This is a genomic window from Streptosporangium nanhuense (assembly GCF_059358815.1).
In genome coordinates, this window is record NZ_JCADBG010000020.1 from 185,320 (window position 1) to 199,311 (window position 13,992).

Here is a 13,992-nt window from a genome sequence, read left to right on the forward strand (position 1 = left end):
GCTCACCGTCCCGCGATCTGGGCCACCGCGCCCGCGACCGGCTCGGCCGGGTCGGTGCCGAGCGCGACGACACGGTTGGCGCCGTCCACGTGGACGACGCTGGGCAGGTGCGCTCGCGCCTCCGCGTCGTCGAAGTTCCCGTACGAGATGATGATGACCAGATGTCCGGGGTGGACCAGGTGGGCCGCCGCGCCGTTGACGCCGATGACCCCGCTGCCCGCCTCGCCGGTGATGGCGTAGGTGACCAGGCGGGCGCCGTTGTCGATGTCGACGACGTGGACCTGCTCGCCCTCGACGATGTTGGCGGCGGCCATCAGCTCGGCGTCGATCGTCAGGGAACCCACGTAGTGCAAATCCGCTTGGGTCACGGTCGCACGGTGGATTTTTCCGTTCATAAGGACCCGCTGCACTGGTCTGTCCTCTTTCCCTAAGGTCAACTAAGGTAAGCCTCACCTTATCCACTTCGTCCGTCGAGGAGAACCCCGAAGATGCTGCGCCGTCTGGCCATGGACATCAGCCCGCTGCGGACCAGCAGGGCCTTCCGTGACGTGTTCGTGGCGCGCACCGTGTCGGTCTTCGGCATCGGCATGCTCATGGTCGCGGTGCCCGTGCAGGTCTACGCGATGACCGGCTCGACCGTGCACGTCGGCGCGGTCTCCTCGGCCGAGGGGTTCGCGCTGCTCGCGGGGTTCCTGTGGGGCGGCGTGCTGGCCGACCGGCACGACCGGCGCCGGTTGATGCTGGTCGCGCGCACCGCGGCCGGGCTCGGCTTCGCGCTGCTGACGCTGAACGCCTTCCTGCCCTCCCCATCGCTGGCGGCCATCTACGTGCTCGCCGCCTGGGACGGGCTGGCGACCGGCGTCAGCGTCACCGCGCTGCTCGCCGCGACCCCCGCCCTGGTCCCCCCCGACAAGATGGTCGCGGCGGGCGCGATCAACGCGCTGACCGTACGGCTCGGCTCGATGCTCTCCCCCGCGCTCGGCGGCCTGACCGTGTCGGCGTTCGGCGTCGGCTGGAACTACGCGGCCGCCGCCGTGGGAACGCTCGCCACCCTCGGCCTGCTGACGAGGCTGCCCGCCCTGCGACCGGTCGCCGAGGTCACCGAGAACCCGCTGCGGGCGATCGCCTCGGGACTGCGGTTCGTGGCCTCGCACCGCGTGGTCGGCTCGCTCATGCTGCTCGGCCTGCTGTTCATGGTGGCGGGCGGCATCCCGGTGCTCATGCCCGCGTTCGCGACCCTGCAGCTGGGCGGCGGCCCGGCCACGATCGGCCTGCTCTACGCCGCGCCCGCCTGCGGCGCGGTGCTCGGCTCGGTCACCAGCGGCTGGGCCGGGCGCTCGCGTGCCCCGGGCAGGGCGCTGCTCGTCGCATCGGTCTGCGGCTTCGCGCTCCTGGCCTGCCTCGGGCTGGCGACCCATCCCGCGCTCGCCGTCGCGATCCTCTTCGGGTACGGCCTGGTCGCGTCCATCGAGGAGATCCTGCGCTACGGCCTCATCCAGGCGCACACCCCCGACGGCTACCTCGGCCGGGTGAACGCGCTGTGGGCCGCCCAGGAGACCGGCGGCGAGGCCGTCGGCGCGCTCGGCGCGGGCGCGCTCGGCCGCTACCTGGCCCCCGGCACCGCGATCGTCGTGTACGGCGCGGCCAGCGCCGCCCTCGCCCTCGCACTCGCCCTCACCCTCACCGGCCTGCGCGGCGCCACCCTGGAGGCCGACCCGCAGGAGGTTTAGCCCCGGAGCGCCCCGGCCAAACCGGTGGAGGCGGTTTGGCGGAACGGCTGGAAAAACGGCCGTCTCTGTCAGATGGTGAGGAGTGACAGCAAACCCGTCATATCCATGTCAACGTACGACCACCGGCGACGCCCGGCCGGCGAACCGTCGCCCGCGCGGGAGAGGTCCGGAGGAACGACGAGAGGAAGCACATGGCTCAGACGACCGTTGCCCTCCTGCTGGCCGCCGCCCTGACCGGCGGCACCGCACCCGCGCACACCGGCCTGACCCCGGTGGAAGCACGGACGGCCGCCCTCGCGCCGGTCTCGGCCGCGGCCCCGGCGGCGAACAGGGCGGCGAGCACGGCGACGAACATGGTGACAAACACGGCGAAACCGAATCTCCGCGCGTGCTACGACGGGAGGTGCAAGCTCACCCTCTCGAAGACGGTGCGGTTCAAGGTGAGCCCCCGGTTCGGCGTCACCCGGCTGTCCATCTCCTTCAATCGCACCTCCGTGCGGGTGCGGGCCACCGGGCCCGGGGTGACCTCGCAGGCGGTGCTCGGCCTCCGCTCGACGGGGTCGGTCAACGGCATCGGCATAAAGGTGGTGTCGCTCTCCCGTACCAAGGCGGTGCTGAGACTCGCCCCCCGCTGACTCCCCCTGACTCCTCGGCGGCGTGAGAGGCCGCCGGGGCTTCACGGCGGCAGGAACTGGATCCTGATGTCCGCGTTGTAGGGAAGCACGAGGGTTCCGGAGGACGCGGTCCAGCGGCCGGGGACGAGGAAGAGCCGGCCTCCGGCTTCGGTCAGCAGTCGCATGCCACGGTAGCGATACTTGAACTTCTGCCCCTTAGGGCCGGGAAGCCGCTGCGTCCTCACGGGGCCTGTCAGGATCTCCAGCCGCTCGGCGGTGTCGATGACCACTTCGGGATACGCCTCCAGCTTCTGCGTGATGTTCACCGCCCTGCCCACGCCGAAGGCCCAGGCGAAACTGTTGGTGGCCCAGACCGCGCCCGCCATGATGAGCCCCGAAGTGGCGAAGATCGCCAGAATGTTCACCCAGCGCGGCCGGTTCCAGTTCTTGACCAGGACGTATCCGCCGTAGGCCGCCAGCAGGGCACCCGTACAGAGGGAGAGCGGGGTGACCCCGGCGGACTCGTCTCTCGCCACCTTGGGCACGACCACCCCGACCACCGCGCGGACGATCAGCGCCACCCCGACCGCCAGCAGGACGGCTCCGGCGGCCCGCAACAGCCTCGGCCGGGTCCCTGATTCGGTCAGCCGCAGGTGCAGCATGTGGATGCCGACGAAGGCCAGGGTGATCAGGAGCACGGCCGCCAGGGGAACCCAGATGGTCTCGGTGCCGTAGAGGATCAGCTCCTGCACGGTGAGGTCCATGACCTCCAGGTCGATGCCGAAATACCAGAACCGTCCCCGGGTCGCCACGTAACTGTAGTAGATCATGAACGCGGTGATGAGCGTGGTGGGCGCCACGATCTGGGCGATCTGGTTGAAGCGTTCCCAGGACGCCGGTCCGGCCGGCGGGGGCTCGCTCGCGGGGGCCCCTTCGGGAGGCTCCCGCCGGACGGGCCGGGAATCACCGCGGACCGTGCCACGCCGCCTGCGGCTCACGACTCGCCCGGCTGCGGGACCTCTGAGGGGGGCGGCTCGGCCGGGGCCTCCGAGGCCGGAACCTCCGGGTCTGGGGCCTGTGAGGTCTGAGTCTCCGGGGTCTGGGTCTCCGGGTCCGGAGTCTCGGAGACCGCCGGCTCGGTCGGGGTCTCCGAGTCCTGGGGCTCGGGGGTGACGGTCGGGGAGGGGGACTCCGAGGACTCCTCCTCTTCGCTTTGGCTGCGAAGCTCCTCGCAGGTCTCGCTGGGATCCCTCGGGGTGGATGTGACGGGACGCGGCTCGGCGAGACATACCCGCAACTCGGCGACGAACGGTTTCTTGATGGCGGCCGGATGTTCGGCCGAGGGATTCGCGGACTCGTCGAGCCGTTCGCAGTATGGGCCGCCTCCTTGGATTGCCACACAATCCGACTCCACGGTCATGGTGACGGTGCCGTAGTAGTCCAAAGGTGCAACCTGCCGCAATTGCACCCAGAGTTCACAATATGCCCCTTCTTCCGTGGAGGGCGGGAGTTCCGCGCCCTCGCACGGCCCCACACTTCGCCCCCCGTCCGCCGTGGCCGCGCTCCCGCAGGACGGGCCGTTCGCGGGCGGGCCGAGGAAGAACGCCTTCGGCGAGGAGGGGCGCTGACTGATCGCCACGCCGGTGATGCGCACGGGCCGAGGATGCCGGCTGTTGCTCACGGCCAGGCACTGGGCGGCCGGCGCCAGCCCGAAGTCCCCGAATATCGCGGGGTACGAGCTGTCCAGAGTCGGCCCTCCCACCTCGTAGTATTTCTTCTTCTCCCCGTCGTCCCCGTCGTCCCCGCCGTTCCCGCCGCCCCCATCGTTCCCGCCGTTCCCGCCGTTCCCGCCGTTCCCGTCGCCCCCGCCACCTCCGTCCCGCCCCCCGTTTTGATCTTCGCCCTGCCCGCCGTTCCGTCCCGCGTTCCGGTCTTCGTTCCGCCCCCCGTTCTCCTCCGCCGACGTGGCGGTCTCGTTGGAGTCGTCCGGTGAAGACCCCACGCCGGAACCGCAGCCCGCCAGCAGGACCGCGGCAAGCGCGAGCTGGACCATTCTCGCCGTAGGACATCGCAACATGATCTGCTCCCGCTGAATACGATGTGACCTCCAATCTGACGCACGCGTCCGCACTCAAGTACACGCAGTTATGACACGGAAACATAACCATTCATTGGCATTTGCCGACGGCAGGAGAAAATCGGTCCGAGCGCGGATTCCGCGAAGCGCATTTCTTGATCATTGATAATCGATCATTGACCGGAAAGAGCGAGCGGGAGCAGATCTGGGGCCCACACTTTTGTCGTTATGCGTTTTGGCGCGACTTTCGACGAGACCGAAATCTCATCGCGAAATAAGGCCGGTGGTGGCCTTCCGGTCGCGGCACGGGCCCGTGACGAAGGCCGGTTCTCGCGGCCGGCCGTACGCCGGTGTTCCGTTCCGGTGCGGACGAGCCCGGCACCGGCGGAGACGCGGACGGCCGCGCTCCGCCGGGGACGTCACGGGCCGCTCGCAGCGGCCGCCGGCCGGGCTCAGCCGGGCTCTCCCGCGCCCAGGCGCTCGGTGAGCTCGTCCTCGGACATGCCCTCGACCATGAGCCAGATCTCGGCGACCGCCTCCAGCCTGCCGGGCGTCTCCTCCACCTCGGTGAACCGGTGGGCGATGCGTGACACGGTCCGCTCGGTGAACAGCGCCCGCAGCGGGAGCGAGGAGGCGTCGAGCGCCTCGCGCAGCCGCGCGATGACGGTGGTGGCCAGCACCGAGTCGCCGCCGAGCGCGAAGATGTCGTCGTGCGCGCCGACCCTCGGCACGTCGAGCACCTGGCCGACGACCTGGGCCAGCACCCGCTCCAGCGCGCTGCCCGGCGCGGTGTAGGGCGCGCCCGTCTCCCCGGCCGCGGCGGCGACGAGGGCGGCGAGCGCCCTGCGGTCCACCTTGTTGTTCGCGGTGAGCGGCAGCTCGTCCAGGGTCACCAGCAGGTCGGGGACCATGTGCGGGGGCAGCAGCTCCCGTACGTGGGCGAGCAGCTCCTCGGTCCCGGTCTCCCGCGCCTCCCCGCCGAGCACGACCGCGGCGGCCAGCCGCGAGTCGGCGAGCAGGCCGACGGCGCGGCGCACCCGGGGGTGGTTCTCCAGCGCGGTCTCGACCTCGCCGAGCTCGATCCGGAACCCGCGCACCTTCACCTGGTGGTCGCGCCGCCCGAGGAACTCCAGCGTGCCGTCGGGCCGGTAGCGGGCCATGTCCCCGGTCCGGTACCAGCGGGTGCCCTCGTGGACGACGAAACGGTCGGCGGTGCGCTCGGCGTCGCCGCTGTAGCCGTCCGCGACCCCGGCGCCGCCGATCCACAGCTCGCCCTGCGCCCAGTCGGGGCGGTCGCGCCCGGCCTCGTCCACCACCCGGCAGGCCACCCCGCGCAGCGGGACGCCGTACGGGACAGCCGTCCAGTCGGCGGGCACCTCGCCGTCCACCTCGATCACGGTCGAGTGGATGGCGGTCTCCGTCGTACCGCCGAGCGCGACGAACCTGGCCCCCGGCGAGCGCTCGCGCAGCAGCGCGGGCAGGTGCGTGCCGACCCAGTCGCCGCCGAGCAGGACCAGCCGCAGGCTGGGCGCGGGGCCGGTCCGCAACAGCATCTCCAGCACCGACGGCACGCAGTTCAGCACGGTCACCGACCACCGCCCGGCCAGTTCGGCCCAGCGGGCGGCGTCGCGCCGGTCGTCCTCCAGGGGGATCGCCACGGCGCCCCCGCGCGACCAGAGGGCGAACAGGTCGAACACCGACAGGTCGAAGTCGAGGGCCGACACGGCGAGCGACACGTCCCCCTCGCCGATCGAGAACCGCTCGACCAGGTCGCCGATCGTGTTCATCGCGGCCCGGTGCGAGACCTCGACGCCCTTGGGCTCCCCGGTGGAGCCCGAGGTGAACAGCACGTAGCCGACCTGGTCCGGGGAGACGGGCACCGGCCCGTCCAGCGGAGCGGGGTGCGTCACGGCCGAGGTGAGCGAGACCGCGACCCCCGCCGTCTTGAGGATCCGCTCCCGCCGGGCCGCGGGCTGCCCCGCCCCGACGGGCACGTACGCCGCCCCGGCCGCCAGCACGCCGAGCACCGCCACGGCCTGGTCGGGCCCCTTGGGCAGCTCGACGGAGACCCGGTCTCCGGGCCGTACCTCCCGCTCCACGAGATGGGCGGCGACGCGCAGGGCACGGTCGGCCAGCTCGCCGTACGTAAGGGTGCACTCGGTGCCGTCGTCGCCGGTGCCCCAGTGCAGCGCCGGGAGGCCGGGGGTGCGCAGCGCCCGCGCGAAGAACTCCTCGTGCAGCGTCCGCTCGGGCAGCGCCGGCTGGGCGTTGAGCTCGTGCCGCAGGCGCAGCTGGTGCGGCGAGGCGCCGATCCGCAGCGGCTCGGCCCAGTCGGCGTCCGGCGCGCCCAGGCGGGTGATCGCGCCCGTGTAGGCGGCGAACATCGCGTCGGCGACGCCCTCGGGGAAGGCGGGGTCGCGCACGTCCCAGTTCAGCAGCAGCCCGCCGGAGACCTCGGTGACCTGGGCGTCGAGGAGCACCTGCGGCCCCTGGGAGATGATCCACTCCGGCTCCCCGAAGCTGCGCCGCGCCCGGTCGCCGAACAGCTCGCCGAGGTTGAGCGCGCTGGTGTAGACGATCGGCGCGAGCACCTGCTCGCCGCGCGCCCGCGACAGGTCACGCAGCACCTCCAGGCCGGAGTAGTCGCTGTGCTCGCCGGCCGTGTGCAGCAGCGTCTGCAGCTCGCGGGCGCGCTCGGTGAACGGCAGCTCCCGCGACAGGTCGGCCTCGAGAAGGATCGAACCGGTGAAGTCGCCGACCAGGGCGTCCACGTCGGGGTGGATCGGCTCGCGGTGGAACAGCGGCAGGTTCAGCAGGAAGCGCGGGGTCGCCGACCAGGCGCCCATCACCTCGGCGAAGACGGCGGCGAGCGCCATCGCCGGGGTGACGCCCTCGCGATGGGCGCGGGCGATCAGCCGCTGCCTGTCCTCGGGGGCGAGCCAGTGGTGCTTGCGGACGACCCGGTCGCCCGGCTGCGGAACGACCGGCAGCTCGGGGGGACCGGACAGCTCGCCGAGCCGCTCGCCCCACCAGCGCCGGTCGCGGGCACGGGCCTCGGCGCGCGGGTCGGCGGCGAGGTAGCGCGCGTAGCTGTAGCCGATCGGCGGCAGGCTCTCGCCCTCGTACAGCGCCGCGAGGTCGGCCAGCATCGTGCGGTAGCTCATCGCGTCGGCGGCGACCATGTCGACGTCCAGGTGCAGCCGCGCCGCGCCGGACGGCAGCAGGCTCAGCCGCGCGTCGAAGACGCGGCCCGTCTCGATGGGGAGCCGCTGGGTGGACATCTCGGCGCGCAGCCGTTCCAGCTCCCCGGCGGCGTCCGGTACGGCGCGCAGGTCGTGCACCGTGACGGCGGGCCCCGGGCGCTCCGGCAGGATCCGCTGGGTGCCGTCGTCGGAGATGGCGGCCCGCAGCATCGGGTGCCGCTCGACGAGCGCCACGACGGCCGCCTCCAGCCGGACGGGGTCGATCTCACGGCCGTCGAGTTCCACGTAGAGGTGCGCGGCGACGGAGCCGAGCGACTGGCCGGAGTCGCGGCCGATCCAGTAGGCGTGCTGCATGAGCGCGAGGGGGAACGACCCGTCCGGCTCCACGGATCCCCGCCCGGAACCGAGCTCGCCGCCGGGGCCGGGACCGGGACCGGGACCGTGAGCAGGGTCGACACCGGGAACGGACCCAGGATCGGAGACGGAGACGGAGTCCGGGCTCGGAAGCGGCTGTGGTGCGATGGCACCGCGCTCGGTGAGCAACTCCAGCCACTCCGCCAGCGTGGGCCGCTTCGCGAGTTCGGCGAAACCGACCTCGACGCCGAGGCGGCGCAGGCGGCCGGTGAGTCCCATCAGCTGGATCGAGTCCATGCCCAGCTCGATGAGGTTGTCGTGCGCCTCTACCTGCTCCCCGAGCAGTTCTGTCAGCGAACGGTGCAGTTCTTCCCTGGTCAGCACAGAGCTCCCCTTAAGTCAGGTAAGGCTAACCTAATTTAGGAGCGTTCGGGCGTCAACGCGCGTCTTATGACATCTCGGGCGATTCACCCTCGCGACACACCGCCACCTCGAAACGCGAGGCCCCTTATGCCCGTCCTCTCCTGCCCTCGGTCGACAGCAGCCAGACCAGGTAGACGCCGCCCAGCACCCCGGTGACGACGCCGACCGGCAGCGCGACCGGCAGGCGCAGCGTCACCAGGTCGCTGACCACGAGCAGCGTCGCGCCCATCAGGGCCGCGGGCACGAGCTGCGTACCGGGCCTGCGGGTGAGCCCGCGCGCCAGCTGCGGCGCGGCCAGCGCGACGAACGGGACCGGTCCCACCGCCGCGGTCGCCACCGCCACCAGCGCCACCCCGACCACCACGAGCGCGGCCCGCGTCCGCTGGACCGGCACGCCGAGCGCCTGGGCCGCGTCGTCCCCGAGCTCGCCCATGCGCAGCCGCCCCCCGAAGGCCAGCGCGAACGGTACGAGCACGGCCATGGCCACCGCCAGCGGCCACGCGTGGTCCCAGCCCCTGCCGTTCAGGCTGCCGGTGAGCCAGAACGCCGCCTCGTACGCCTCGCGCAACTCGGCGCGGGTGACGAGGTAGGCGTTGAACGCCTCCAGCATCGCGGCCGCGGCGACCCCGACCAGGACCAGCCGGTAGCCGTGCACCCCGCCCCGGTAGGCGACCAGGTAGACGGCGAGCGCGGTCAGCACCGCGCCGCCGACGGAACTGGCCGCGACGGCCGCGGTGCCGCCGCCGACGACCAGGATCTGCAGCAGCGCGCCGGTGGCCGAGCCCGTGGTGAACCCGATGATGTCGGGGCTGCCCAGCGGGTTGCGCGTGATGCTCTGGAAGATGGCACCGCTCAGGCCGAGCGCCGCGCCGGCGAGCAGGCCGGTGAGTGCCCTGGGCAGGCGCAACGTGAGCACGATGAACTCCGTGGCCCGGTCTCCCTGCCCGGTCAGCGCCCCGACCACCTCGGCGGCGGAGACGGGGAAGTCGCCGCTGCCGACCACGGACACCGCCGCCCCCAGCGCGACGGCCACCAGTACGGCGCACGCCGCGACGACGCGCGGCCGCCAGCGCAGGGACACCGTCCCGACGCGCAGGACACGACTCGTGCTCACAGTTGGGGAACCCTTCCGCGACGGACCATCAGTGCCAGCAGGGGGGCGCCCAGGAACGCGGTGACGATGCCCGTCTCCAGCTCGCCGGGCGCCGCGACCACGCGTCCCGCGACGTCGGCGGCGAGCGTCAGCACCGGCGCCAGCAGCAGCGAGTAGGGCAGCACCCAGCGCTGGTCGGGCCCCACCAGCGCCCGGACCACGAAGGGCACCGCCAGCCCGACGAACGCGATCGGGCCCACCGCCGCCGTGGCGGCGCCGCACAGCACCACGACCGCGAGCGCCCCCAGCGCGCGGGTCCGGCCCGGCCGGGCGCCCAGCGCCCGTCCCGTGTCCTCTCCCAGGGCCAGGGCGTTGAGCGGGCGCGCCAGGCAGAGCGCCAGCACCGTCCCCGCCAGCAGGAACGGTCCGATCTGGAGGAAGACGCCGAGGTCGCGCCCGGACAGCGAGCCCACCTGCCAGAAACGGAAGCTGTTGAAACTGCGCGGGCTGAGCAGCATCATCCCCGCCGTGAGCGAGCTGAACACCGCGTTGATCCCGGCACCCGCCAGGACCAGCCGCGCGGGCGTGGCACCGGACCGGCCGCGCGACCCGATCAGGTAGACCAGCAGCGCGGCCCCGGCGGCCCCGAGGAACGCCGCCCACACGTAGACGAGGACGTCGTCCACCCGGAACAGGCCGATCACCGTCACGACCGCCATCGCGGCGCCGCCGTTGACGCCGAGCAGGCCCGGTTCGGCCAGGGGGTTGCGGGTCAGCGCCTGCATGAGCGCGCCCGCCAGTCCGAGCGCCGCCCCGACGGCCACCCCCAGCAGCGTGCGCGGCAGCCGCAGCTCCTGGATGATCAGCGCGTTCTCCGAGCCGTCCGGGGAGAACACTCCGGACAAGGCCTGGTCCAGCGGGATCTGCTTGGCGCCGATCACGATGCTCGCCAGCACGGCGAGCAGCAACAGGCCACCGAGCAGGCCCAGCCCGGCCAGCCTTCTGGGGAGGTACGCGCTCTTTTCGGGAGGAGACACGCGCTTCAAGTTAGCCTAACCTAACCGACGTGGCGACGAACGGCCCCGGCGACGCGCACCGTCCCCGAACCGACGCGGCGACGGACGGCCCGTCCGGCCGGTGACGGCCCAAGGGAAGGGCGCCGCGACCTCAGGAAACCGCCAAACACGCGCGGCGGAGTCCGTACGCGAACCGCCGGTTCCCTACCGTGCACGAAGGCGGCCACACCGGATCGGGCGGCACCGGCACCCGCGCCCGGGACGAGCCGAAGCGGTGCGGCCCTCTCCGGCTTCCGTCACGCGAGGCACGAGCATGGAGCGAGCATGGAGGTGGTGACATGACACGTCCGCCGGTCCCGCCCTTCACTCCCGAAACCGCCGTCCAGAAGGTCCGGCTCGCGGAGGACGGGTGGAACACCCGCGACCCGGAGAAGGTGGCCCTCGCCTACACGACGGACTCCCACTGGAGGAACCGCGCGGAGTTCGTCGACGGGCGGGACGCGATCATCGCGTTCCTCCGGCGCAAATGGGCCAGGGAGCTGGACTACCGGCTCATCAAGGAACCGTGGGCCTTCGGCGGGAACCGCATCGCCGTGCGTTTCGCCTACGAGTGCCACGACGACTCCGGCAACTGGTTCCGCTCCTACGGCAACGAGAACTGGGAGTTCGACGAGCGGGGGCTGATGCGCGTGAGGCACGCGTCCATCAACGACCTTCCCATCGCGGAGGCCGACCGCAGGTACCACTGGCCTCTGGGACGCCGCCCGGACGACCATCCGGGACTGAGCGACCTGGGTTTCTGAGCGGCCTGGGCTTCCGAGGGACGGACGAAGGACCCGCGCTCCAGGGACCTCGGCCCCTGCCTCCTGAGCCGCCGTCGCGGTGGAATGAGTCCGTCCGCGACCTTCTCGTTGGGAGATGTGATGACCGAACGTGCAGCGACCCCCGGCGACCTGGGCAGGCGGGTGGCCCGGCTGCGCTGGTCCCTGGGGTTGAGTCGCGAGGAGCTGGCCGGCAGGGCAGGCATCGACGTCGGGTACGTGAGCTACCTGGAGGAGAGCGCGGCCTCGCCGTCCGCGGAGACCGTGAGCCGCCTGGCAGCGGCCCTGGGGGTCGGCGTCGAGGAGTTGCTGGGCGCCACGGTGAACCTGCCGCCCGGCCGCGGCCGTCCCGCCGCCGGGTCCCGGCTGGAGGAGCTGAAGGAGGAGGAGTGCCTGCGGCTGCTCTCCCCCGGCGGGGTGGGCCGGGTTGCCTTCAACGATCCCGGAGGACCGGCGATCCTGCCGGTCAACTACGTCCTTCGCGAGGGCTCGATCATCTTCCGCACCGCCTTCGGCGGGCCGCTCGACGAGCCCCTGCGCACGGGTGTCCGGGGTGTGGAGCTCAAGATCGGCTTCGAGGTCGACCGGATCGACGAGGCCGGTCGCGCGGGCTGGAGCGTGCTCGTCAGGGGCGGCGCCCACCACGTCTCCTCCGCCGAGGAGCTGGCCGCCGCGGAGGCCTCCGGCGTCCAGGCCTGGGCGGGCGGCGACCGCGAGCTGTACGTCACGATCGTCCCCACCGAGATCACCGGCCGCCGCATCAGGCACGACCCGTGACCCCCGGGGCCGCACGAGGGACCTTGGCCCCTACCTGCGCGACCGCGAGAGGACTAGCGTTCGAGGCATGATTCGCGTGTTCCTGGTGGACGATCACGAGGTGGTACGGCGGGGCGTGGCCGCGCTGCTGGAGTCCGAGGGCGACATCGAGGTGGTCGGCGAGGCGGGTACCGCCGAGTCCGCGGTGGCCCGCATCCCCGCGCTGCGGCCGGACGTCGCCGTCCTGGACGTACGCCTGCCCGACGGCAGCGGGGTGGACGTGTGCCGGGAGGTCCGCTCCAGCGTGCCGGGGCTGGCCTGCCTGATGCTCACCTCCTTCGCCGACGACGATGCCCTGTTCAACGCGGTGATGGCGGGCGCGTCCGGCTACGTGCTCAAGCAGATCCACGGCTCGGACCTGGTCGGCGCCGTGCGCACGGTGGCGGGTGGCCAGTCGCTGCTGGACCCGCAGACGACCTCGGCCATGCTGTCGCGGCTGCGCGAGCAGGCCGCCCGCAAGGACCCCCTGGAGGCGCTGACCGACCAGGAGCGGCAGATCCTGGAACTGATCGGCGAGGGCCTGACCAACCGGCAGATCGGCGAGCGGATGCACCTCGCGGAGAAGACCGTCAAGAACTACGTCTCCAACCTGCTGTCCAAGCTCAGCATGGAGCGCCGCACCCAGGCCGCCGCCCTGTCGGCCCGCCTGAAGGCCCGCCGGCGAAACTGACGGGAAACCGACGGTGCCCCATGGGATCACCCGGTGCCCCGCGCACCGGCGCCGTCCCGGTCGAGCGGGACGCTCCACACCAGCCGGGTGCCGCCCCGCTCCGGTGTCTCGGTGGTGAGGGAGCCGCCGAGGTTCTGGGCCCGGTCCTCGAGGTTGCGCAGCCCGCTGCGCCTGCCGTCGGCGGGAAGGCCGACGCCGTCGTCGGTCACGGCGAGGACGAGCCGCTCCGCGCCGAGCTCCACCGACACCTCCGCCCTGGACGCCCTGGCGTGCCGCACCACGTTGGACAGCGCCTCGCGCAACACCGCCGGCAGCTGCTCGGCGATCGCCTGGGGAACGCCGGTGTCCAGCCGTCCCTCCATGGTCAGGCCCGGCATGAAGCCGAGGTGGCCGCGCGCCCCCTCCACCAGCTCCACGATCCGGGCGCGCAGGCCCGCGTCGTCGTCGCCGGGAGCCTGCAGGGCGAAGATGGTCGAGCGGATCTGCCGGATGGTGCCGTCCAGCTCGTCGATCGCGTTGCGCAGCCGGTCGGAAGCCTCGGGCCGCTCGACGAGCCGTGCCGTGCTCATCAGCGTCATCGCCACCGCGAACAGCCGCTGGATCACCACGTCGTGCAGGTCCTTGGCGATCCGGTCGCGGTCCTCCAGCAGCCCCAGCCGCTCGGCGTCCATCCGCCTCTCCGCCAGTTCCAGGGCGATCGCGGCCTGACCGGCGAAGGCGTGCAGGGTTCGTACCTCCGTCTGGTTGAACGGGACGCGGCCCTGACGCTTGCCCAGCGACAGCACGCCCCGCACGCCCCCCGCCGCGCCGAACGGCACCGCGGCGACCGGGCCGAGCGAGACGTACTCGGCGATCACGATCGAGACCTCGGTCTCGGCCGGGTCGGTGACCGTGACCGGCTCGCCGCCGGTGAACGCCAGGCCCGCCAGGGACCTGGCGATCGGGGCCTCCGCGTCCACCACCTGCTCGTGGTTCTCGCCGTCGGCGACGACCGCCCGCAGGACCCGGCCGCTCTCGTCCGGCAGCAGGACCGCCGCGATGTCGGCCCCGGCCATCTGCCGCGCCCGCCGCGCGATCAGCGTGAGCACCCGGCCGGGCTCGGCGCCCGACAGCAGGCTGGTGGTGACCTCCGCCGAGGCCTGCAGCCACATCTCCCTGCGCCGGGTCTCCTCGTA

The 13,992-nt window shown here is 72.5% G+C and carries 12 protein-coding genes; 5 read left to right on the forward strand and 7 right to left on the reverse strand.

Annotated elements, in window-relative coordinates; translation table 11 throughout:
* Positions 1–2 precede the first annotated feature (2 nt).
* The gene (gene panD, locus AC5L38_RS32660; protein ID WP_350974304.1) at positions 3–410 is read right to left on the reverse strand and encodes an aspartate 1-decarboxylase; all 408 of its coding nucleotides are present in this window, start codon (positions 408–410) and stop codon (positions 3–5) included.
* Between the two features lie 78 nt (positions 411–488).
* On the opposite strand from panD, the gene entS reads away from it, so the two are divergent.
* Positions 489–1,730, forward strand: coding sequence for an enterobactin transporter EntS (gene entS / locus AC5L38_RS32665; RefSeq protein WP_495246659.1), 1,242 nt, complete (start codon positions 489–491; stop codon positions 1,728–1,730).
* A gap of 191 nt (positions 1,731–1,921) precedes the next feature.
* The gene (locus tag AC5L38_RS32670; protein ID WP_495246660.1) at positions 1,922–2,365 is read left to right on the forward strand and encodes a hypothetical protein; all 444 of its coding nucleotides are present in this window, start codon (positions 1,922–1,924) and stop codon (positions 2,363–2,365) included.
* Positions 2,366–2,406: 41 nt separating this feature from the next.
* On the opposite strand, the gene AC5L38_RS32675 is transcribed toward AC5L38_RS32670, so the two are convergent.
* From AC5L38_RS32675 to AC5L38_RS32695, 5 genes are all read right to left on the reverse strand, one after another.
* Positions 2,407–3,342: a hypothetical protein gene (locus AC5L38_RS32675; RefSeq protein WP_495246661.1), complete on the reverse strand. Its 936-nt coding sequence runs from the start codon at positions 3,340–3,342 to the stop codon at positions 2,407–2,409.
* Positions 3,339–4,421 (reverse strand): hypothetical protein, encoded by a 1,083-nt coding sequence (locus AC5L38_RS32680; RefSeq protein ID WP_495246662.1) that lies wholly within the window; start codon positions 4,419–4,421, stop codon positions 3,339–3,341. The genes AC5L38_RS32675 and AC5L38_RS32680 overlap by 4 nt, the downstream gene beginning before the upstream one ends.
* Before the next feature lie 452 nt (positions 4,422–4,873).
* Positions 4,874–8,362 carry a non-ribosomal peptide synthetase gene (locus AC5L38_RS32685; RefSeq protein WP_495246663.1) on the reverse strand — a complete coding sequence of 1,163 codons (3,489 nt, stop codon included), beginning with the start codon at positions 8,360–8,362 and terminating at the stop codon, positions 4,874–4,876.
* A 124-nt stretch (positions 8,363–8,486) separates the two neighbouring features.
* On the reverse strand, positions 8,487–9,515 hold the full coding sequence (locus tag AC5L38_RS32690; RefSeq protein WP_495246664.1) for a FecCD family ABC transporter permease: 1,029 nt from the start codon (positions 9,513–9,515) through the stop codon (positions 8,487–8,489).
* Positions 9,512–10,531, reverse strand: coding sequence for a FecCD family ABC transporter permease (locus AC5L38_RS32695; RefSeq protein WP_495246665.1), 1,020 nt, complete (start codon positions 10,529–10,531; stop codon positions 9,512–9,514). The genes AC5L38_RS32690 and AC5L38_RS32695 overlap by 4 nt, the downstream gene beginning before the upstream one ends.
* 317 nt (positions 10,532–10,848) lie before the next feature.
* Here AC5L38_RS32695 and AC5L38_RS32700 point away from each other — a divergent pair, with 317 nt between their 5' ends.
* The 3 genes from AC5L38_RS32700 to AC5L38_RS32710 all read left to right on the forward strand — a co-directional run bounded on the left by AC5L38_RS32700 (position 10,849) and on the right by AC5L38_RS32710 (position 12,817).
* The gene (locus tag AC5L38_RS32700; RefSeq protein WP_495246666.1) at positions 10,849–11,313 is read left to right on the forward strand and encodes a nuclear transport factor 2 family protein; all 465 of its coding nucleotides are present in this window, start codon (positions 10,849–10,851) and stop codon (positions 11,311–11,313) included.
* A gap of 120 nt (positions 11,314–11,433) precedes the next feature.
* On the forward strand, positions 11,434–12,108 hold the full coding sequence (locus AC5L38_RS32705) for a pyridoxamine 5'-phosphate oxidase family protein (RefSeq protein WP_495246667.1): 675 nt from the start codon (positions 11,434–11,436) through the stop codon (positions 12,106–12,108).
* A 67-nt stretch (positions 12,109–12,175) separates the two neighbouring features.
* On the forward strand, positions 12,176–12,817 hold the full coding sequence (locus AC5L38_RS32710) for a response regulator (protein WP_495246668.1): 642 nt from the start codon (positions 12,176–12,178) through the stop codon (positions 12,815–12,817).
* A 26-nt stretch (positions 12,818–12,843) separates the two neighbouring features.
* Here the strand turns inward: AC5L38_RS32710 and AC5L38_RS32715 are convergent.
* Positions 12,844–13,992: GAF domain-containing sensor histidine kinase (locus AC5L38_RS32715; RefSeq protein WP_495246669.1), on the reverse strand; the 1,149-nt coding region annotated here is incomplete at its 5' end.